The sequence below is a fragment of the Klebsiella sp. KP20-425-1 genome, assembly GCF_025813515.1.
Taxonomy (GTDB): domain Bacteria; phylum Pseudomonadota; class Gammaproteobacteria; order Enterobacterales; family Enterobacteriaceae; genus Klebsiella; species Klebsiella pneumoniae.
In genome coordinates this window covers 1,355,412-1,376,890 of record NZ_CP109614.1, presented here as the reverse complement: position 1 = coordinate 1,376,890, position 21,479 = coordinate 1,355,412, and the positions used below count along the sequence as shown (strand labels likewise).

Annotated in this window: 20 protein-coding genes; 6 read left to right on the top strand and 14 right to left on the bottom strand. The window is 60.2% G+C overall.

The features are described from left to right. Position 1: 1 nt before the first annotated feature. The 9 genes from OHJ17_RS06770 to maeB all read right to left on the bottom strand — a co-directional run bounded on the left by OHJ17_RS06770 (position 2) and on the right by maeB (position 7,963). A complete protein-coding gene (locus OHJ17_RS06770) occupies positions 2-1,405 on the bottom strand; it encodes an aldehyde dehydrogenase family protein (protein ID WP_032433416.1) in 1,404 nt (467 codons plus the stop codon). A gap of 11 nt (positions 1,406-1,416) precedes the next feature. Next, positions 1,417-1,704, bottom strand: a complete 288-nt coding sequence (gene eutN / locus OHJ17_RS06765) for an ethanolamine utilization microcompartment protein EutN (RefSeq protein ID WP_002913719.1) — start codon at positions 1,702-1,704, stop codon at positions 1,417-1,419. Between the two features lie 128 nt (positions 1,705-1,832). Then, positions 1,833-2,123 (bottom strand): ethanolamine utilization microcompartment protein EutM, encoded by a 291-nt coding sequence (eutM, locus tag OHJ17_RS06760; protein WP_000387720.1) that lies wholly within the window; start codon positions 2,121-2,123, stop codon positions 1,833-1,835. Positions 2,124-2,161: 38 nt separating this feature from the next. After that, entirely contained in the window at positions 2,162-3,178 is a 1,017-nt protein-coding gene (gene pta / locus OHJ17_RS06755) for a phosphate acetyltransferase (protein ID WP_032423569.1), read from the bottom strand. Further along, positions 3,168-3,974 (bottom strand): ethanolamine utilization cob(I)yrinic acid a,c-diamide adenosyltransferase EutT, encoded by an 807-nt coding sequence (gene eutT, locus OHJ17_RS06750; protein WP_002913723.1) that lies wholly within the window; start codon positions 3,972-3,974, stop codon positions 3,168-3,170. Before eutT ends, pta begins: the two co-directional genes overlap by 11 nt. Beyond that, positions 3,971-4,660, bottom strand: coding sequence for an ethanolamine utilization acetate kinase EutQ (gene eutQ, locus OHJ17_RS06745; RefSeq protein WP_002913725.1), 690 nt, complete (start codon positions 4,658-4,660; stop codon positions 3,971-3,973). Before eutQ ends, eutT begins: the two co-directional genes overlap by 4 nt. Continuing rightward, a complete protein-coding gene (eutP, locus tag OHJ17_RS06740; RefSeq protein WP_002913727.1) occupies positions 4,638-5,117 on the bottom strand; it encodes an ethanolamine utilization acetate kinase EutP in 480 nt (159 codons plus the stop codon). The genes eutQ and eutP overlap by 23 nt, the downstream gene beginning before the upstream one ends. Before the next feature lie 12 nt (positions 5,118-5,129). Then, entirely contained in the window at positions 5,130-5,465 is a 336-nt protein-coding gene (gene eutS / locus OHJ17_RS06735; protein ID WP_002913729.1) for an ethanolamine utilization microcompartment protein EutS, read from the bottom strand. Positions 5,466-5,683: 218 nt separating this feature from the next. Then, positions 5,684-7,963 carry an NADP-dependent oxaloacetate-decarboxylating malate dehydrogenase gene (gene maeB / locus OHJ17_RS06730; protein WP_032421617.1) on the bottom strand — a complete coding sequence of 760 codons (2,280 nt, stop codon included), beginning with the start codon at positions 7,961-7,963 and terminating at the stop codon, positions 5,684-5,686. A gap of 294 nt (positions 7,964-8,257) precedes the next feature. Here maeB and tal point away from each other — a divergent pair, with 294 nt between their 5' ends. Both tal and tkt read left to right on the top strand, forming a co-directional pair. Then, complete coding sequence (gene tal, locus OHJ17_RS06725; RefSeq protein WP_004174884.1) at positions 8,258-9,214, top strand: transaldolase; 957 nt, start codon at positions 8,258-8,260, stop codon at positions 9,212-9,214. A gap of 16 nt (positions 9,215-9,230) precedes the next feature. Beyond that, on the top strand, positions 9,231-11,225 hold the full coding sequence (gene tkt, locus OHJ17_RS06720; protein WP_032421618.1) for a transketolase: 1,995 nt from the start codon (positions 9,231-9,233) through the stop codon (positions 11,223-11,225). On the opposite strand, the gene OHJ17_RS06715 is transcribed toward tkt, so the two are convergent. From OHJ17_RS06715 to aegA, 3 genes are all read right to left on the bottom strand, one after another. After that, the gene (locus OHJ17_RS06715; RefSeq protein WP_004149270.1) at positions 11,215-12,261 is read right to left on the bottom strand and encodes a DUF1176 domain-containing protein; all 1,047 of its coding nucleotides are present in this window, start codon (positions 12,259-12,261) and stop codon (positions 11,215-11,217) included. The two genes, tkt and OHJ17_RS06715, sit on opposite strands and share 11 nt — an antisense overlap. Positions 12,262-12,324: 63 nt before the next feature. Then, positions 12,325-12,921: a GDP-mannose pyrophosphatase NudK gene (nudK, locus tag OHJ17_RS06710; protein ID WP_002913754.1), complete on the bottom strand. Its 597-nt coding sequence runs from the start codon at positions 12,919-12,921 to the stop codon at positions 12,325-12,327. 58 nt (positions 12,922-12,979) lie between these two features. Further along, complete coding sequence (gene aegA, locus OHJ17_RS06705; RefSeq protein WP_023301184.1) at positions 12,980-14,962, bottom strand: formate-dependent uric acid utilization protein AegA; 1,983 nt, start codon at positions 14,960-14,962, stop codon at positions 12,980-12,982. Positions 14,963-15,334: 372 nt separating this feature from the next. On the opposite strand from aegA, the gene acrD reads away from it, so the two are divergent. After that, positions 15,335-18,448 (top strand): multidrug efflux RND transporter permease AcrD, encoded by a 3,114-nt coding sequence (gene acrD, locus OHJ17_RS06700; RefSeq protein ID WP_004185072.1) that lies wholly within the window; start codon positions 15,335-15,337, stop codon positions 18,446-18,448. 127 nt (positions 18,449-18,575) lie between these two features. Here the strand turns inward: acrD and ypfM are convergent, their stop codons facing one another. Then, a complete protein-coding gene (ypfM, locus tag OHJ17_RS06695; protein WP_100181659.1) occupies positions 18,576-18,635 on the bottom strand; it encodes a protein YpfM in 60 nt (19 codons plus the stop codon). A 365-nt stretch (positions 18,636-19,000) separates the two neighbouring features. On the opposite strand from ypfM, the gene OHJ17_RS06690 reads away from it, so the two are divergent. The 3 genes from OHJ17_RS06690 to OHJ17_RS06680 are packed head-to-tail and all read left to right on the top strand — an operon-like array spanning position 19,001 to position 20,715. After that, positions 19,001-19,354 carry an ArsC family reductase gene (locus OHJ17_RS06690; RefSeq protein ID WP_002913764.1) on the top strand — a complete coding sequence of 118 codons (354 nt, stop codon included), beginning with the start codon at positions 19,001-19,003 and terminating at the stop codon, positions 19,352-19,354. Between the two features lie 3 nt (positions 19,355-19,357). Beyond that, positions 19,358-20,485: a succinyl-diaminopimelate desuccinylase gene (gene dapE / locus OHJ17_RS06685; RefSeq protein ID WP_032433417.1), complete on the top strand. Its 1,128-nt coding sequence runs from the start codon at positions 19,358-19,360 to the stop codon at positions 20,483-20,485. 26 nt (positions 20,486-20,511) lie between these two features. Next, positions 20,512-20,715, top strand: coding sequence for a YpfN family protein (locus OHJ17_RS06680; protein WP_002913768.1), 204 nt, complete (start codon positions 20,512-20,514; stop codon positions 20,713-20,715). Between the two features lie 48 nt (positions 20,716-20,763). Here OHJ17_RS06680 and ypfH read toward each other — a convergent pair whose 3' ends face one another. Beyond that, the gene (gene ypfH / locus OHJ17_RS06675; protein ID WP_032433419.1) at positions 20,764-21,459 is read right to left on the bottom strand and encodes an esterase; all 696 of its coding nucleotides are present in this window, start codon (positions 21,457-21,459) and stop codon (positions 20,764-20,766) included. Positions 21,460-21,479: the final 20 nt, after the last annotated feature.

The window sequence follows — 21,479 nt, the reverse complement described above, 5'->3', positions numbered from 1 at the left end:
CTTATACGATTCGAAACGCATCCACCAGTACGCAGCGACGCAGACGAACGAAGGTCCGCGCGCTGGTTACCCCTTCCCCGGTTGGGGTGGTGATGGTCATGGTGGTCCAGCCCTCGCCGCCCAGCCCAAGCCCGGCGATGCACGGCCCGTTTTTGACGAAGATGCTGGTGTCGATGGCATTCGCCATCTGGTTCATGTTGTCGATATTGCGCGAGTGCATCGCCGCCGTATGGTGGCAGCCGCCTTCCAGTTGCACCGCCAGGGCGATGGCCTCCTCGACGTTCGCCACCCGCACCACCGGCAGCACCGGCATCATCAGTTCAGTCACCGCAAACGGATGGCTGGCGGGGGTTTCCACGAACAGCAGACGGGTTTGCGCCGGCACCTGCAGGCCAATCGCCGCGGCGATTTTGCCCGCGTCGCGGCCGACCCAGTCGCGGCTGACCGTGCCTTTGCCGCGCTCGTCGATATTTTTCAGCAGCAGCGGCTGGAGCTGTTCGGCCTGCGCCGCCGTGAGTTTCACCGCCTGCTGGCCTTCCATCAGGCGCATCAGTTCGTCGGCGACGCTATCGACCACGATCAGCACCTTCTCGTCGGCGCAGATGATGTTGTTATCAAACGAGGCGCCTTTGACGATCGCCTGCGCGGCGCGCGGCAGATCGGCGGTCTCATCCACCACCACCGGCGGGTTGCCGGCCCCGGCGGCGATCAGGCGTTTGTTGGTATGTTTGCGCGCCGCCTCGACCACCGCTTCGCCGCCGGTCACCACCAGCAGGCCGATGCCAGGGTACTTAAACAGCCGCTGGGCGGTGTCGATATCCGGGTTCGCCACGGTCACCAGCAGGTTGGCCGGGCCGCCGGCGGCCACTACCGCCTGGTTAAGCAGGGTAATTGCCCTTTGCGAGACCTTTTTCGCCGCCGGATGGGGGGCGAAGACCACGCTGTTGCCGGCGGCTATCAGGCTAATGGCGTTGTTGATCACCGTCGCCGCCGGATTGGTGGACGGCGTCACCGAGGCCACCACGCCCCAGGGCGCATTTTCAATCAGCGTCAGGCCGTTATCGCCGGTGAGCACCTGCGGAGTCAGACACTCCACGCCCGGCGTGCCGCGCGCCTGCGCCACGTTTTTGGCAAACTTATCTTCAACGCGTCCCATGCCGGTCTCCGTCACCGCAAGCTCCGCCAGTTCACGGGCATACTTTTCACCCGCCTCACGAATGGCCTGAATCACCTGCAGACGCATCGCCACCCGCTTTAATCCCTGCTGGGCCACCGTTGCCGCCGCGACAGCGTCATCCAGTGAGGCAAAAACGCCCATATCATGAACGGTGCCGGCAGGCTGGCTGCTGTCTTTCATTTTCAGCAGTACCGCTTTCACTACCTGTTCAATGTCCTGTTGATTCATGATTTTTCACCCTACTTATGGAAGAGCACCTGACCATCGGCCGCAGCCTCATCCACGATACCAATCACGCACAGATCGACCGGAGAGGCGCCGTGTGCGTGCGCCTGTCGCGCCGAGCTGCCGCTGACCAGCAGTACCCACTCTCCGCATCCCGCGCCGATGCTGTCGATGGCGACCGCGCATTGCCCGTCGGGCTCGCCGCGGGCATTGAGCATCTCCACCATCAGCAGTTTGTCGTGGGCCAGACCTTCATGGCGTACGGTGCAGACCACATATCCGGTTACCACAGCCAGCTTCATGTCCGTCTCCGCGTGTGATGTGCAGGCCGGAAAAGCGCAACGCCATCCGGCATTCATGCCTTTTCATGGCCGGATAGCGACGCGCTGGCGTCTTATCCGGCCAGAACTTTCCGGCACCCCCTCCCCCGTTAGATGTTGCTGTCGCCCTTGAAGCTAATCGGGAAGACCTCTTCCAGATCGCCATGCGGGCGCGGGATGACATGTACAGAGACCAGCTCACCGATACGCTGAGCCGCCGCCGCCCCGGCATCCGTCGCGGCTTTGCACGCCGCGACATCGCCGCGCACCATGGCGGTCACCAGGCCCCCGCCGATCTGTTTCACTCCCACCAGCTTGACGCGGGCCGCTTTGACCATGGCGTCGGAGGCCTCAATCAGTGCAACCAGGCCCCGGGTTTCAATCATTCCTAATGCTTCCATTGTGTTTTCCTCTCATAAGGGGTCCTGAAGGGGACCATTCATTCAACCAGCGTGGACGAGTCGGGGATCCGGCTTGCGTCCGTCTGGCGCGGTACCGACGCCACCAGCGCCAGTTCGATAATTTCCTCTACGCTACAGCCTCGCGAGAGGTCGTGAAGCGGGGCGGCCAGGCCCTGGATCAGCGGCCCGATGGCGCGATATCCGCCCAGCCGCTGGGCGATTTTGTAGCCGATGTTGCCCGCCTCCAGCGACGGGAAGACCAGCACATTGGCCCGTCCCTGCAGCGGGCTGCCGGGCGCTTTGTGCGCAGCGACGTCCGGTACAAAGGCGGCGTCAAACTGCAGCTCGCCATCGACCATCAGCTGCGGCGCCCGCTGACGCACGATCTCCGTGGCCTGCTGGACGTTAGCCACACAGGGATGCCGGGCGCTGCCGTGTGTCGAGAAGGACAGCATTGCCACCCGCGGCGCTTCGCCAGCGATCGCTTGCCAGGTCTCGGCGCTGGCAATCGCGATATCCGCCAGCTGCGCCGCGGTCGGCTGCGGCACCACGCTGCAGTCGGCAAACCCCAGCGGCTGTCCGGTATACTGCGGCAGCATCAGAAACAGCGAAGAGAGCGTTTTACACCCCGGCTGCAGGCCGATAAGGCGCAGACCAGCGCGCAGCACGCTGGCGGTTGACGAGAGATTTCCGGCGATACACACCTCGGCCTGCCCGGCGCTGACCATCGCCGCGGCGAACATCAGCGGGTCGGCCAGCTTGTCGACCGCGTCAGCGGGCGCTTTATCGCCGGCGCGCGCCTGCCAGGCGGCGGCAAACGCCTTGCGCATCGCCAGGTTGCTGTGCGGATCGATGACCTGCACCCCGGTCAGCGGCAGACGTTCGCCAAGGGCGAACTGCCGCAGCGCGAAGGGGCTGGCGACGAGGATCGGATGCGCCAGGCCCTGCTGCTGCAGATAATGCGCCGCCTTCAACACACGGACGTCCAGCGCATCCGGGAACACCACCCTGGCGGGGGCGCGCAGCGCCAGTTTGCGACACTGGTCAATGATCATCTTCACCTCCCAGCTGCTGCAGTTGGCTGAGCGCCGGCGGCGCGTCCGTCACGCCCAGGATCATCATCACGTAGACCGCGCTGGAGAGGCGGTTGAGCGCCTGTAGAATATCGGCACGCTGGACCGCAAATTGCGGCGTAATAAACACCTGCGCCGCGGTCACCTCCGCCTCGCGCACTTTGCCGCGCAGCAAATTAAGCAGCGCGACATCGCGCCCATGGCGGGCCTCCGGCACCAGGTGATCGTGACCCAGGTAACGCAGCGGCTGATGGGACAGACGATGCAGCTGCGCCTCGCTGAATCCGGCTATCGACTGCGCCGCCAGCGGTTCCTCCAGCGCATCGGCGCGCATGATGTTGCCCAGCCGCGAACGGATATCCGTCAGCCACGGCTGCCAGGGCTCCGCCAGTTCAATTTGCAGCCACACCGTCAGGGCGATGGTGCTGTCCAGCACCGCGCGGAAGGCCAGCCGCGGATCGTTTTTCGCCACCAGGGTATCGGCCGTCAGATGAGTTAAGGTGTCCGGCTTTTTGCCCACCGGCTGGTGACAAAGCTCGCAGCAGGCCTGGGGCGGATGGTCGCTGCTGGTCAGGACATGCACCGGCTGCGGCGTCTGTTCGTCATCCTCGACAAACAGGCGCCCCTGGCGGTCGAGAAATTTGACCCGCAGATGCCGACTTTCCAGCAGTTCCCTCGCCGAGGGCGTCAGGCGGGCATCGGCAGGAAGATGGATTTCACCGCCTTCGCTGAGCGTATGATTCGCTCTGAGCCACGCTTCGGTAATGAAATCGTTCATAGCGATTGCCAGTTTGCCGGCCAGGCGACGTACAGGAAGCGCACCGTCGACGGGGTACCGAATTCGATGCTGGAGCCTTTCGGGATGAACATGACGTCCCCCGCTTTGGCGACCAGCGTTTCCCCCTGATGGCGCACATGCAGCTCGCCCTCCAGCACCATATCGATTTCGTCGTAGTTCAGCGTCCACGGGAAGAAGGCGTTCTCCCACTGCATAAATCCGGCCGCCATGCTGCTGCCATCCTGGTCAGTCACCAGGTCCGTTAAGCCAACGCAGTGCGGCTGGGCGCCGTCGAAGCGGCCAAACTTCACGCTGCTGCCGTCGATCACTTTGATGCCGCCTTTGCCGGTCACGGAGTCAAATCCCGGCTGCATCGCCTCCTGCTCCAGGGACTGCTTCTCCTTCATTACCTTTTCCATCAGCTGCGCCACCAGGCTTTCGGTAAACTGGCCTTCCGGCAGCTGCGCCAGGATGGTTTCCCGGATCCGCTGGCTTTCCGTTTTGTCGCTGTCCGCCGCTGTCGCCGCCGGCGCGGCGCCATCGTCTTCGGTGATAGTGAATCCCAGCAGCTCGGCGACTTCGCGCGCTTCCGGGGTGATAATGCTGGCGCGCAGAACTACTGACATCGCCTGTTCGCCGCGCGCGTGGGCGGCACGAATATCGTTAGCGGTAATGAGTTTCTTCACCTGGCCCTTCCTCCTTTTGGCTGAGCTCACTCAAGTAATTTTCCAGCGGCGCAACGCTTTGCGGATCGCAACCGTTGAGGGCGAAAACCGGCGCCTGAAACCCCATCCCGTCCAGCAGCTGCCGCACCGCGGCGACGTTGGCATCCGGCAGATCCGTTTTGCTGATCGCCACGATAAGGTGCTTTCGGCTGCCAATATCCAGCAACCCGGGTGGCAGGCGACTTTCGGTATCATTGGCCGCATGGACATAAATCAGGGTGTCCACATCCTGCAAGGTGGTAATTAAGGCGTGATACCAGCGCGGATGGCTGAAATATTCCCCGGGTGTATCGATGTCGCCACGATCGTTAAATTCCAGCGCCTGCGTTTTTCTGGCGAGGGAATAATTCCCCTGCAGGGCATTAAATAACGTGGTTTTTCCTGCACCGACGGCGCCGACAATCGCAATACGCTTCATGGTCGCTCTCAATTAACTTTTCGTTAATTCGCACAAGGTATAATTTAATAAGCGGCCTAATCCGCCGATGGTCTGCAGAAGCGCCTCCTCCACCGCGCCGACCGAGCCGTAGATCACCAGCGCGCCGCTAAACCGGTCGAGAAAACCGATGTGCACGTCGGCGGCCTTCATCGCCAGATCGCCGGCGATCATCGCTGTTTCTCCCGGCGTCAGCGTCATAATGCCGATCGCGCCGGATTCGGGTACGCCGATCTTTTTCGCCAGCTCCGCTCCCGGGTGGGCAATCAGATGCGCCAGCGTGACCTGTTTGCCTGGTACGAATTCCTGAATAATGCGTTCTTTATCCATGACTGATTGCCCCCTGAAATCTGTCCTCATGGTGACGACATTTCAGCGCGGCAAATAACAAATTTCGGCAAGTGGGGTTAAAAGGTGAAGTGGATCACTCAGGAGAGAAAATAATATTGCGGTGGAATTAAAAAGGCAGGCTCAACGTTTTTTACTCACCGGCCTGCCTGATATTGCGCGCGGAAACGGATCCGCGCGTTAACGGGGGAAATAGAAAATTACAGCGGTTCGGTTTGCGCTTCAACAACCGCCAGCGCCACCATATTAACGATCCGACGTACGGAGGCGATCGGCGTCAGGATATGCACCGGCTTCGCCACCCCCATCAGCACCGGCCCGACGGTCACCCCTTCCGAACTGGAGACGCGCAGCAGGTTATAGCTGATCCGGGCGGCTTCCATATTCGGCATCACCAGAATATTGGCCGCCCCCTTCAGCGGGCTGTCCGGCATGCGATCGTTGCGGATGCTTTCCACCAGCGCGGCGTCGCCATGCATTTCGCCATCGATCATCAGCTCCGGGGCGCGGGCCTTCACCAGCTCCAGGGTTTTACGCATTTTGCTGGCTGACGGACAGTCGGCAGAGCCAAAGTTGGAGTGCGACAGCAACGCCACGCGCGGTTCAATACCAAAGCGTCGCACGCTTTCCGCCGCCATCAGGGTGATCTCCGCCAGCTCTTCCGGCGACGGATCGTGATTGACATAGGTATCGGCGATAAAGGTGTTGCCGCTCGGCAGCAGCAGCGCATTCATCGCCCCGGCGGTGCTGACGCCGTCGCGATAGCCAAACAGCGGCTGCACCACGCGGTAGTGATCGTGGTACTCGCCAATAGTCCCGCAGATCATCGCATCCGCTTCACCGCGATGCACCATGATGGCGCCAATCACCGTGGTGTTGCTAATCACCGCCCGCTGCGCCTGCTCCTGGGTAATGCCGCGGCGCTTCATCAGCTGGTAGTACTCGCTCCAGTACTCTTTAAACCGCGGGTCGGATTCATTATTGACGATCTCAAAGTCAACGCCGGCCTTGATCTGCAGGCCCAGCTTCTGGATGCGCATTTCAATCACGCTCGGGCGCCCCACCAGAATCGGTTTGGCCAGTCCCAGAGACACCAGCTCCTGGGTGGCGTGCAGCACCCGAGTCTCCTCCCCTTCCGCCAGCACCACGCGCTTCGGCTCTTTGCGCGCCTGAGAGAAGATAGGCTTCATAAACAGGTTGGTTTTATAGACGAACTCGCTCAGTTTCTCGATATAGGCGTCAAAATCAGCGATCGGGCGCGTCGCCACACCGGAGTCCATCGCCGCCTTCGCCACCGCGGGGGCGATCTTGACGATCAGCCGCGGGTCGAATGGTTTCGGAATGATGTACTCCGGACCAAAGCTTAAATCCTGATCGCCGTAGGCGGAGGCCACCACTTCGCTCTGCTCGGCATGGGCCAGCTCGGCAATCGCATGCACCGCCGCCAGCTTCATCTCTTCGTTGATCGCCGTCGCGCCGACGTCCAGCGCGCCGCGGAAGATGAACGGGAAGCAAAGTACGTTGTTGACCTGGTTAGGGTAGTCGGAGCGGCCGGTACAGATGATGGCGTCATCGCGGACCTGCTTCGCCAGCGGCGGCAGGATTTCCGGCTCCGGGTTGGCCAGGGCGAGGATCAGCGGCGCCCGCGCCATCTTCTTCACCATCTCCTGAGTCAGCACTTTCGGGCCAGAGCAGCCGAGGAAAATGTCGGCGCCGTCGATCACGTCATCGAGGGTGCGTTTGCCATCGTCTTCCACCGCATAGGCCGCTTTGGTTTCCGCCATGTTCGGCTCACGGTCTTTATAGATAACGCCTTTCGAATCGCAGACCACGATGTTGTGCTTTTGCATCCCCAGCGCCACCAGCAGATTCATACAGGCGATCGCCGCCGCGCCCGCGCCGGAGACCACCATCCGCACGTCGGACAGATTCTTCTCGACGACGCGCAGACCGTTGAGGATCGCCGCGGTGCTGATGATCGCCGTGCCGTGCTGATCGTCATGGAAGACCGGGATATTCATCCGCTCGCGCAGCTGCTGCTCGATGTAGAAACACTCCGGCGCTTTAATATCTTCCAGGTTGATACCGCCGAAGGTTGGTTCGAGGGCGGCAACGACGTTAATGAATTTGTCCGGATCCAGCTCATCGACTTCGATATCAAACACATCGATACCGGCAAATTTCTTAAACAGGACGCCTTTGCCCTCCATTACCGGCTTACCGGCCAGCGCGCCGATGTTGCCGAGCCCCAGCACCGCGGTGCCGTTGGAGACGACCGCCACCAGGTTGCCGCGGGCAGTGTATCTGTAGGCGGCCAGCGGATCTTTTTCGATTTCCAGGCAGGGGGCTGCGACGCCCGGCGAGTAGGCCAGCGCCAGATCGCGCTGGGTGGCGAGAGGTTTGGTCGGCGAGACCTGGATTTTTCCGGGAACCGGAAATTCGTGGAAGTCGAGGGCGCTCTGTTTTAACTGCTCATCCATTTTCTATTCCTTTCTTTCACGTATCGTTCGTAGGGGAAAAGCGTGATGACCATCCTGTCGTTCACCTTTCAGTGGCAGACAGTATCCCTCCTGGCGGGGCGATAAACTTTGAACACCGCCAAACTCTGGCCATCGTTATGATTTTGTTGTTATCAATTTATAGCGGTTATGTTACCCGGATTCGCCGCCAATAATAGCCCTGTCTGCTATGCTTTTTGGTTATGTACCTCATCAATGTTTATACCGTATACCGGCAAGCACTCATGTAACACCTTGTTCCAGGAGGACTTATCCATGAATCAGTTAGACAGCATCAAGCAGTTCACCACGGTGGTCGCCGACAGCGGAGACATCGAATCCATCCGCCACTACCATCCGGAAGACGCCACCACCAACCCCTCTCTGCTGCTGAAGGCCGCCGGCCTGGCGTCCTATAGCGGCCTCATCGACGACGCTATCGCCTGGGCCAAAAAACAGGGTGGCGGCCGCGAAGCGCAGGTGGCTCACGCCTGCGATAAGCTGGCGGTCAATTTTGGCGCGGAGATCCTCAAAAGCATTCCCGGGCGGGTCTCCACCGAGGTGGACGCCCGGCTCTCCTTCAACCGCGAGAAAAGTATCGAGAAGGCTCGCCACCTGGTGGCGCTGTATCAGGAGATGGGCATTGATAAGTCGCGGATCCTGATCAAGCTGGCATCCACCTGGGAGGGGATCCGCGCCGCGGAGGTGCTGGAGAAAGAGGGGATCCACTGCAACCTGACGCTGCTGTTTTCCTTCGCCCAGGCCCGGGCCTGCGCCGAGGCCGGGGTTTATCTCATCTCCCCGTTCGTTGGGCGTATTTATGACTGGTATCAGGCGCGCAAACCGCTGGAGCCTTACGTGGTGGAGGAAGATCCGGGGGTGAAATCGGTGCGCAATATCTATGACTATTTCAAACAGCATAAATACAACACCATCGTGATGGGCGCCAGCTTCCGCCGCACCGAGCAGATCCTGGCGCTGGTCGGTTGCGACCGGTTGACCATCGCCCCGCCTTTATTAAAAGAGCTGCAGGCCAGCGATACCCCGGTGGTGCGCAAACTGATCCCTGCCAGCCAGATCCTGCCGCGTCCGGTGCCGCTCAGTGAAGCGGAGTTCCGCTGGGAACATAATCAGGATCCGATGGCGGTCGAAAAGCTAGCGGAGGGGATCCGCCTGTTCGCCGTCGATCAGCGCAAACTGGAAGATCTGCTTGCCGCCAAACTGTCACTTTAGTCTCACGGAGAAAAATATGTCCCGAAGAGAGCTTGCCAACGCCATCCGCGCCCTGAGTATGGACGCCGTGCAGAAAGCCAACTCCGGCCACCCCGGTGCGCCGATGGGGATGGCTGATATTGCCGAAGTGCTGTGGAACGATTTTCTCAAGCACAATCCGCAGAACCCTGACTGGGTGGACCGCGACCGTTTCATCTTGTCCAACGGCCACGCGTCGATGCTGCTCTATAGTCTGCTGCACCTGACCGGCTACGATCTGCAGCTGTCTGAACTGAAGCAGTTCCGTCAGCTGCACTCTAAAACGCCCGGCCACCCGGAGCATGGCTATACCCCTGGGGTGGAAACCACCACCGGCCCGCTGGGCCAGGGGCTGGCGAACGCCGTTGGGATGGCCATCGCCGAACGGACGCTGGCGGCGCAATTTAATCGCCCCGGCCATGAGATCATTGACCATCACACCTGGGTGTTCATGGGCGATGGCTGTTTGATGGAGGGGATCTCCCATGAGGCCTGTTCGCTGGCCGGCACGCTCGGACTGGGCAAGCTGATCGGTTTTTACGATCACAACGGCATCTCCATCGACGGCAAAACCGAAGGCTGGTTTTCCGATGATACGGCGGAACGCTTCCGCGCCTATCACTGGCACGTCATAGGCGATATCGACGGCCACGATCCGCAGGCTATCAAACAGGCGATAACGGAAGCGCAGGCGGTGAAAGATAAACCGTCACTGATTATCTGCCGGACCATCATCGGCTTCGGTTCGCCCAACAAAGCCGGCTCAGAGGAGTCTCACGGGGCGGCGCTTGGCGAAAAAGAGGTAGCGCTGGCCCGCCAGCAGCTTGGCTGGAAATATCCTCCGTTCGAGATCCCGAAAGAGATCTACGCGGGCTGGGATGCGCGTCCGCGCGGGGAAAAAGCGGAGCACGCCTGGAACGAGAAATTCGCCGCCTACCAGCAGCAGTTCCCGGAGCTGGCCGCTGAGCTAACCCGACGTATGAATGGCGCCCTGCCGGAAGACTTTGCCGCGACCGCCCGCGACTACGTGGCGAAACTGCAGGCCGAGCCGGCGAAAATCGCCAGCCGCAAGGCTTCGCAAAACGCGCTGAACGCCTACGGCCCGCACCTCCCGGAACTGCTGGGCGGTTCTGCGGATCTTGCGCCGAGTAACCTGACCATCTGGTCTGGATCGACATCGATTAAAGAAGATCCTGCGGGCAATTATATCCACTACGGCGTGCGCGAGTTTGGCATGACCGCGGTGGCCAACGGCATTGCCCTGCACGGGGGCTTTATTCCTTATACCTCGACCTTCCTGATGTTTGTGGAGTACGCCCGCAACGCCGCGCGCATGGCAGCCCTGATGAAGGCCCGGCAGATCATGGTCTATACCCATGACTCGATCGGTCTTGGGGAAGACGGGCCGACGCACCAGGCGGTGGAACAGCTGGCCAGTCTGCGGCTGACGCCCAACTTCAGCACCTGGCGCCCCTGCGACCAGGTGGAGACCGCCGTCGCCTGGCAGGCGGCTATCGCGCGACAGGGCGGGCCGACGGCGCTGATCCTGTCGCGACAAAACCTGGCGCAGATGCCGCGTACCCCGGAACAGGTGCAGGATATCGCCCGGGGTGGCTACGTGCTTAAGGATGCCGGCGGCAAGCCCGACCTGATCCTCATCGCCACCGGCTCGGAAGTGGAGATCACCGTCCTGGCCGCGGAAAAACTGTTGGCCAAAGGGGTAAATGTGCGGGTCGTCTCGCTCCCTTCCACTGATGTGTTTGACGCCCAGGATGAGGCCTGGCGCGAATCCGTGCTGCCGTCGGACGTCAGCGCCCGGGTGGCGGTCGAAGCCGGGATAGCGGACTACTGGTATAAATATGTCGGCTTAAAAGGCAAGATCGTCGGCATGACCGGCTATGGCGAATCCGCCCCGGCAGAGCAGTTGTTCCCGTTCTTTGGCTTTACGGTCGACCATATCGTCGCCACCGCCGAACAGGTGCTTAACGGGTGATCCACAGCGTGGGCCAGGCATCTGGCCCCTGCCAGTTGTCGCACGTCGGCTGCTGCGCGTAGCGGGAGAGGCTGAACCGCTGGCCGTCAAAACGCCAGCGGGTTTGGATCCCGCAATCGCCGGCCCCGCGGCCTTTATCCAGGGTCACCAGCTCATGGCGGCGGTCATCATAGCTGGCGTTGATCAGCTCAATCTCACGCGGCGCCTCGCCCGGCGGCTGGAATGGCAACGTTAGCCGCACCTGACGGGCGACATAGGGGCGCTGGCGGGAGACCAGCCAGGCCAGCCAGACGGTGTTGTAGGCGCCGGATTCGCAGCTGGTCATCAGCAGCACTTTGTCATCCGTCAGCGCAGTAACGCGAATTTCACGGCGGAAGGGATCGAGGGAGCAGTGGCTGTTGGTCATCCGCTCATTACCGTAGTCCATCAGATCGTTGAGCTCCTCACGCCCCAGCGGCGACTGCGCCGTTTCCGCGCTCGCCACCGCGCGCAGCGCCGGCGCCGGCGGTACGCTGAGCGGCGGCTCTTCCCCTTTGCCGACCCAGGCCGTTTCGCTACCTACCCGCTTTTGCCGATCGTCGATAAAAAACAGAGCCGCTTTCAACCCCTGCAGGGAGATGGTCTGCAGGCCATTGGCCAGCGAGAGCGCTTTACCCTCCTGAACCTGCTGGAGAAACGCATCGATCGTCACGCTGTCGGCGGTTTTAATGAGCTTATCTTCAATGTGCCAGCGCTTGTCGGTCAGGGACAGCGGTTTACCATCCAGCAGCAGGCGCGGCGCTATCGGCGCGAGCGTCGCCACTGGATTGCCGGTGCCGCCCAGCTCGATACGCAGACTGGCGTCAGTGACTGCCCCAGCGCTGCGGCTGAGGGTCATCACCAGGCCATGATGCAGCCCCACGTTACGGGTGACGCAGAAATTTTGGTTGTTACAGGTGACCAGCCAGTCGTTGAAGCGCTGCTGCGTCGGTGCCGACCATGCCTGCGAGCAAGGCAGCACCGCCAGAAAAAGGAAAAAGATGACGCGAAAAAGCATGAACCGCCCGACCCCAGATAAACCCGACCACGGCGCCTATCCTGGACAACGGCAGCGGGTTACTCAATCGGATTTGTCAGAGTTCCCCGACATCAGGCCGGAGGTTTGCAGATATTGCAGCAGAATGACCGCCTTACCGTCGCGGATCTCCCCGTCAGCGACCATCTGCAGCGCCTGGCTAAAAGGCAGCTCCAGCACCTCGATGGCTTCATCATCCACCCCGCCGCCGCTGGTGGTTCGCTGCGCGTCGCTGTACTCGGCGATAAAGAAATGCACTACCTCGGTGACGCCCCCTGGCGACATAAACAGCTCAAACAGCTTTCTCACCTCGCCCACTTCGTAGCCGGTCTCTTCCACCGCCTCTTTACGAATGCAGGCTTCCGGCTCGTCGTTGTCCAGCAGCCCGGCGCAGGTTTCAATCAGCATGCCGTCATGATTGCCATTGACCCAGGTGGCGACACGGAACTGACGCACCAGGACCACTGTCTGCTTATGGCGGTTATACAGCAGCACGGTGGCGCCATTGCCGCGATCGTAGACCTCGCGCTTGTGGCGCACGACGCTGCCGTCCGCCCGCGTCAGCTCATAGGTCATGTTGCGTAGTACGAACCAGTTCTCAGAGAGGATTTTATCTTTAATGACGTGAATATTGAGTGACATACCGACCCCACAGCGTAAAAGGACGCCCTCATACTACGCTGCGGAGCCGGGTTTGTCGTCAGTGAAGCGGCGTCGTTTTCCGCGCCAGATAGTCCAGGATCCCCTGCGCCGCGTGACGGCCTTCCGCCATCGCCGTCACTACAAGGTCTGCGCCGCGCACGGCATCGCCGCCGGCAAAGATCTTCTCCTGACTGGTCTGATAACGGTAACGGCTCTCCACTCCGGCTTTAATACGCCCCTGACTGTCCAGCGCCACCCCCGCCGCTTCCAGCCAGGGCATGCGGTGCGGGTGGAAGCCAAAGGCCATGATCACCGCATCTGCCGGCATAACAAACTCGCTGCCGGGGATCGGCGTCGGACGGCGTCTTCCCCCGGCGTCCGGAGCGCCCAGCTCGGTGCGCAAAAAGCGTACCCCGTTAACCCGCCCGTTCTCGTCCAGCTCAAGCGTCACCGGCTGGACGTTAAACTCAAAGAGCGCCCCCTCTTCGCGGGCGTTTTTGACCTCTTTTTTCGAGCCCGGCATGTTGGCTTCATCTCGCCGATAGGCGCAGGTCACCTGGCGGGCACCGTGGCGCAGCGCGGTGCGCACGCAGTCCATCGCCGTATCGCCGCCGCCCAGCACCACCACGTTCAGCCCGGCGGTGTTGACATAAGGCTCTTGCGCCGATGCCGCCAGCCCCATCACCTGTTTGGTGTTGGCGATGAGGAACGGCAGCGCATCGTAGACCCCGGGGGCCTCTTCGTTCGGCAGCCCCGCCTTCATGGAGCGATAGGTTCCGGCGCCGACGAACACTGCGTCATAATCGGCCAGCAGTGTCGCCATGGAGATATCTTTCCCCACCTCGCAATTGAGCTCAAAGCGGATACCCATCTCGCTGAAGATCGCCCGCCGCCGGGCCAATAGCGATTTATCCAGCTTGAACGCCGGAATGCCGAAGGTCAGCAGACCGCCAATCTCCGCATGACGGTCGAAGACCACCGGCTGGACGCCGTGGCGCACCAGCATATCGGCGCAGGCCAGCCCGGCAGGCCCGGCGCCGATAATCGCCACCCGCTTGCCGCTCGGCTTAACCTGCGAAAGGTCCGGACGCCAGCCGCTGGCCAGCGCCTGGTCGGAAATATAGCGCTCAATATTGCCGATGGTGACTGCCCCGCTTTCATCGCGCAGGGTGCAGGCGCCTTCACACAGCCGGTCCTGGGGACAGACGCGGCCGGTGATCTCCGGCAGGCAGTTGGTCTGATGGGAAAGCGCGACCGCGGCGGCGATATTCCCCGCTTTAACCAGCTCGATCCACTGCGGGATATGGTTATGCAGCGGGCAGGTCCATTCGCAAATACTGTGCTCCCCACACGTGAGACAGCGGGCGGCCTGCTGCTGCGCCTGCTGCGGGGTGAACGGCTGATAGATCTCCTCAAAGTGGCTCTTACGCACCTCCGCCGCCAGCTTATCCGGCTCCCCGCGCGGGGGCGTCATCGCCATTTGCCTGACCTTCGCGCCAGCATTGGGCTGGCTGCAGAGCGGCGTAGCGCGCTGCCACGGCTGCACCTCCTGGCATGCCGAGCGCAGTCGCCGCTGCTTCGCCAGGGTGATCAACGTCTCATCGTCGGCGAGAGTCAGCGCCTGCGCGGGACAGTTTTCCACACAGGCCGGCCCCGCCTCGCGGCCCTGGCATAGATCGCACTTGTGCGCGCTGGCTTTCACCAGGTCTGCGGCCTGCGGCGTCACCACCACCTGCATCACCCCGAACGGGCAGGCCACCATGCAGGATTTACAGCCAATGCATTTCTCCTGACGGACCTGAACGCTGTCGCCGGACTGGGCGATGGCGTCGTTGGGACAACTGCGGACGCAGGGGGCGTCCTCGCAGTGGCGGCAGGTGATGGCGTTACGCTGGCCCTCCGCTTTGATCACGGTGATACGTGGCAAAAAGCGCTGCGGGGTCAGCACGTGTTGCTCCTCGTTATGCGCCATCACGCAGGCCACTTCGCAGGCCTGGCAGCCGATGCACTTTCGGCTATCGCTCAAAATAAAGTGGTTCATGGCTTCCTTTTGTCTTCTTGGTGAATAACCCCTCAATGCGCATGCCTATTTATTACCCGACAAGATGACGCCGGAACAATGTCCAATTGCCCAGGATAAACTTTTTCTGGAGAGAATCCGTTTTGGATCAATTTTTTTGACTTAAATGAAATGAGGTTTCACACCGGCAAGGGATAATGCGCCGGTCTGCGGTGACGAAGCAGACTCGCTACCTGCTGGCAGGAAAGCTCGAGGTTTCTTTACGATACGGCAAAAGCAACATGATAAATTACACTATCTCCTTAATTTCTCCACGATTGTCGGAGAGGCTGGCGCTAAAGTGGCACAGGCTGTGCAATAACAAGAAAATGTGCATATGAGGTTTTTATTCTGATGGCGAATTTCTTTATCGATCGCCCCATTTTTGCATGGGTGCTGGCAATCCTGTTATGCCTGACGGGCACCCTTGCCATTTTGTCGCTGCCGGTTGAACAGTATCCCGACCTCGCCCCGCCGAATGTGCGGATCACCGCCAACTATCCCGGCGCCTCCGCGCAAACCCTGGAGAATACCGTCACTCAGGTTATCGAACAGAATATGACCGGCCTCGATAACCTGATGTATATGTCCTCCCAGAGCAGCGCCACCGGCCAGGCGACGATCACCCTCAGCTTTACCGCCGGTACCGACCCGGATGAAGCCGTGCAGCAGGTTCAGAACCAGCTACAGTCGGCGATGCGTAAGCTGCCGCAGGCGGTGCAAAACCAGGGGGTGACGGTGCGCAAGACCGGTGATACCAATATCCTGACGCTCGCCTTCGTCTCCACTGACGGCAGTATGGATAAACAAGATATCGCCGACTACGTCGCCAGTAACATCCAGGACCCGCTCAGCCGCGTCAACGGCGTGGGGGATATCGACGCCTACGGTTCGCAATACTCAATGCGCATCTGGCTCGACCCGGCGAAGCTCAACAGCTACCAGATGACCACCAAGGATGTTACCGACGCCATCAGTTCGCAGAACGCCCAGATTGCCGTCGGCCAGCTTGGCGGGACGCCTTCGGTCGATAAGCAAGCGCTGAACGCCACCATCAACTCGCAATCTCTGCTGCAAACCCCGGAGCAGTTCCGCAATATCACTCTGCGCGTCAATCAGGATGGTTCAGAGGTGACGCTGGGCGATGTCGCCACCGTCGAGATGGGGGCGGAGAAGTACGACTATCTTAGCCGCTACAACCGCCAGCCGGCCTCAGGCCTCGGGATCAAGCTGGCTTCCGGCGCCAACGAAATGGCCACCGCGGAGCGCGTGATCAATCGCCTCAATGAGCTGGCGCAGTTTTTCCCCCACGGTCTGGAATATAAGGTCGCCTACGAGACCACCTCCTTCGTGAAGGCTTCCATCACCGACGTGGTGAAAACCCTGCTGGAGGCGATCCTGCTGGTCTTCCTCGTGATGTATCTGTTCCTGCAGAACTTCCGCGCCACCCTGATCCCGACCATCGCCGTGCCGGTGGTGCTGATGGGCACTTTCGCGGTGCTGTATGCCTGTGGCTACAGCATCAACACCCTGACGATGTTCGCGATGGTGTTGGCGATCGGCCTGCTGGTGGATGACGCCATCGTGGTGGTGGAGAACGTCGAGCGCATCATGAGCGAGGAGGGCCTGTCGCCACGCGAGGCGACCCGCAAATCGATGGGACAAATTCAGGGCGCGCTGGTGGGGATCGCGATGGTGCTGTCGGCGGTATTCGTGCCGATGGCCTTCTTCGGCGGCACCACCGGCGCCATCTATCGCCAGTTCTCAATCACTATCGTCGCGGCGATGGTCCTCTCGGTGCTGGTGGCCATGATCCTCACCCCTGCCCTTTGCGCCACGCTGCTTAAGCCTGTTAAGCCAGGTGAATCCCATGAAAGAAAAGGCTTCTTCGGCTGGTTCAACCGCACCTTCAACCGCAGCGCCAGCCGCTACGAAACCTTCGTCGGCAAAATACTGCACCGCTCGCTGCGCTGGATGCTGATCTACGTCGTCCTGCTCGGCGGGATGGTGTTCCTGTTTCTGCATTTGCCGACCTCGTTCCTGCCGCTGGAGGATCGCGGGATGTTCACCACCTCGGTCCAGTTGCCGAGCGGCAGCACCCAGCAGCAGACGCTGAAGGTGGTGCAGAAGGCGGAAGATTACTTCCTCAATAACGAGAAGCAGAACGTCGAGTCGGTGTTCGCTACCGTTGGCTCCGGCCCCGGCGGCAATGGGCAGAACGTGGCCCGTATGTTCGTTCGTCTCAAAGACTGGGACCAGCGCGACCCGCAAACCGGCACCTCCTTTGCCATTATTGAACGCGCCACCAAAGCGTTTAATCAGATTAACGAAGCGCGGGTTATCGCCAGCAGCCCGCCGGCGATCAGCGGCCTCGGCAGTTCGGCAGGCTTCGATATGGAGCTGGAGGATCATGCCGGGAAGGGGCACGATGCGCTGATGGCGGCGCGCGATACGCTACTTGAGCTGGCCGGGAAAAATCCGCTGTTGACCCGCGTCCGGCATAACGGGCTCGATGACAGTCCGCAGCTGCAGGTCGATATCGATCAGCGTAAAGCGCAGGCGCTTGGCGTCTCCATTGACGACATCAACGATACGCTGCAAACCGCGTGGGGGTCGAGCTACGTCAACGACTTTATGGATCGCGGCCGGGTAAAGAAAGTCTACGTCCAGGCGGCGGCGAAATACCGGATGCTGCCTGACGATATCAATCTTTGGTACGTGCGCAACAGCAGCGGCACGATGGTGCCATTCTCGGCCTTCGCCACCTCGCGCTGGGAGACCGGCTCGCCGCGGCTGGAACGCTACAATGGCTACTCAGCGGTCGAGATCGTCGGTGAGGCGGCGCCGGGTATCAGTACCGGTACCGCGATGGACATGATGGAGAAGCTGGCCGCGCAGTTACCCACCGGCTTTGGCCTCGAATGGACCGCCATGTCCTACCAGGAACGCCTCTCTGGCGCTCAGGCGCCGGCCCTGTACGCGATTTCTCTGCTGGTGGTGTTCCTGTGCCTGGCGGCGCTGTACGAGAGCTGGTCGGTGCCGTTCTCGGTGATGCTGGTGGTGCCGCTGGGGGTGATTGGCGCCCTGCTGGCGACCTGGATGCGCGGGCTGGAGAATGACGTGTACTTCCAGGTGGGTCTGTTGACGGTGATCGGCCTGTCGGCGAAAAACGCCATTCTGATCGTCGAGTTCGCCAATGAGCTCAACGAGAAGGGCCAGGATCTGCTCAGCGCCACGCTGTCGGCTTGCCGTCAGCGCCTGCGCCCCATCCTGATGACCTCGCTGGCGTTCATCTTCGGCGTGCTGCCGATGGCGACCAGCACCGGCGCCGGTTCCGGCAGCCAGCATGCGGTCGGCACCGGAGTGATGGGCGGGATGATCTCCGCCACCGTGCTGGCGATCTTTTTCGTGCCGCTGTTCTTTGTGCTGGTGCGTCGCCGTTTTCCGCTAAAGGAGCGTCCGCAATAAACCGACGAGCTTCGGCGGCGAGGCGTAATAACAGAAAAGGCGACCACGGTGGTCGCCTTCTTTATGTGTTCAGAACCCTAGCGCGCTTATTTATTTCGCGTTATACCCCTGCTCACATTGCGGAAATTTATTTACGAAGCATGCCTTCAATAAAGTCTTTCCAGTTCCCCAGTTCATGTTCAATCATAATAGCCTCTCTTATTATTATGGTCGATTCTATATAACTTCATTACCGATGGGAAGTTGTGCTCCCCTATTGCTCTGATTGTCTTATGGACCGCTGACAGAGATAAAACCTCTGGTTGTCGCTACTATGCCGCTTCGTATGTAAACATAATGTGACGTAGAGCAACCTCAGACAACATTTTTGCAATAATGTTAAAGCCCTCACATCATGCCCACAGGTGGCCAACATTTAACCACCCGATATATCGAATGAGATCCCCGGTAAAAAGTTATATTTATTCATCTGAATCACGTATTATTTCAGTAAGACTTATATATTCGGAAATATCTGAGTTAACCGCTTAATTGAATGTAAAAGGTTTATCTATGCTCACCATGTACGGAATTAAAAACTGCGATACCATTAAAAAAGCCCGCCGCTGGCTGGAAGCGCATCAGATTGAGTATCGCTTCCATGATTACCGCGCCGATGGCCTTGAGCGCGCGCAACTGGATACCTTTATTGCCGAGCTGGGCTGGCAGGCGCTGCTGAACACCCGTGGCACCACCTGGCGCAAACTCGACGAGTCGCTGCGCAACAGCATCGATAATGCCGACGCCGCTGCCGCATTGATGCTGGAAATGCCGGCAATTATCAAACGCCCATTGCTCTGCGCGCCCGGTCGTCCTATGCTGCTGGGTTTTAGTGAAGCAAGTTATCAGCAGTTTAACGAGGTATAGTCTATGTCTTGCCCGGTCATTGAGCTGGCTCAGCAGCTTATTCGCCGCCCTTCCCTTAGCCCCGATGATGCGGGATGCCAGGCGTTAATGATTGAACGCCTGCGTGCGATCGGCTTTACCGTTGAACCGATGGATTTCGGCGATACGCAGAATTTCTGGGCCTGGCGCGGCCACGGCGAGACGCTGGCCTTCGCCGGCCACACCGACGTAGTCCCGGCAGGCGACGCCGACCGCTGGATCAATCCCCCGTTCGAACCGACCATCCGTGACGGGATGCTGTTTGGCCGCGGAGCGGCGGATATGAAAGGCTCGCTGGCGGCGATGGTGGTTGCCGCAGAGCGTTTTGTCGCGCAGTACCCGAACCACAGGGGCCGACTGGCGTTTTTGATCACCTCTGATGAAGAGGCCAGCGCCAAAAACGGCACCGTCAAAGTGGTGGAGACGCTGATGGCGCGTAACGAGCGTCTGGACTATTGTCTGGTCGGCGAACCTTCCAGTACCGAAGTGGTCGGCGATGTGGTGAAGAACGGCCGCCGCGGCTCGCTGACCTGCAACCTGACTATTCACGGCGTGCAGGGCCATGTCGCCTATCCGCACCTTGCCGATAACCCTGTCCACCGCGCGGCGCCGATGCTGGCGGAACTGGTCAATATCGAGTGGGATAAAGGCAATGAGTTCTTCCCGCCGACCAGCATGCAGATCGCCAACGTGCAGTCCGGCACCGGCAGCAATAACGTGATCCCCGGCGATATGTTCGTCCAGTTCAACTTCCGCTTCAGTACGGAGCTGACGGACGAGATGATCAAATCCCGGGTGATCGCCCTGCTGGAAAAATACCAGCTGCGTTACAGCGTGGAGTGGTGGCTCTCCGGCCAGCCGTTCCTCACCGGACAGGGCAAGCTGGTGGATGCGGTCGTCAACGCGATTGAGCACTATAATGAGATCAAACCGCAGCTGTTAACCAACGGCGGCACCTCAGACGGACGGTTTATCGCGCGCATGGGGGCGCAGGTGGTTGAGCTGGGCCCCGTAAACGCAACGATTCACAAAATTAATGAATGTGTGAACGCCGCCGACCTGCAGCTGCTGGCGCGGATGTATCAACGCGTCATGGAACAGCTGGTCGCCTGACGAATTGACGTAAAGAGGAAGCGCGCATGGAATGGCTTATTAAACACTGGTGGATTCTGGTGCTGGTCTTTTTGGTGGGGGTAATTATCAACGTGATTAAAGATCTGAATCGCGTTGACCACAAAAAATTCCTCAACAACAAACCCGATCTGCCGCCGCACCGTGATTTTAACGATAAATGGGACGACGACGACGACTGGCCGAAGCACGACCAGTCGAAGAAACCGTAAGTTTGCCTTTATCGCGGTACCGCCCGCCTGTAACCCCGCTCACCGGGGTTACAGCATTTCGATGATATCATCCCCTTTTGGCGTACTGCCGCTCAGCGCCTCATCAAAATAGTGCTTCGGCACGGTATAACGCAGACGCTCGATCGCCAACTGCATACTGCGATCGTCAATGGCATGCCCGAGATCGTCGACAATATCTAAGGTCACGTCGCCGCCCGCCTGCTGTAACGCCTCCTCGGCCGACACCGCCCACGCCAGGTCGATAACCCGATCTTCACCACCGTGGATCAGGTGAATGGTAGTGGCCGTCGTTGCCGTCTCCGGCAGCGTCGCATAGCGGCCATTAAAGGCGATGACCCGCGAAGCCAGATCCGGCGCCGCTTTGATACTCTCCAGCGACATAATCGCCCCCTGAGAGAAACCGATCAGCGCGGTGGCCAGTGGACTGACGCCGCTTTTCTCCTGCCAGTAGCGTACAATTTCAATAAAGGTCGGCATAATGGCGTCGACGCGCTGCTGACGATTCTCTTCCGTCACCCCCTGCAGCGAAAACCACTGCCGACCGTTGGGGCCGCAAGGTTCCACACCGCCAATGCTGACGATCAGCGCATCGGGAAACTGCGGCGCGAACCAGCTGCCGATTTGCCCCATGGAGACCGGGTTATCCCCTACGCCATGAAACAGCAGCAACAGCTGTTGCGCAGGCGTCGCAGGACTTTGAACAATAAAATGATCGTGTTTCATGGCTGTCTCCTTAGTGTTTG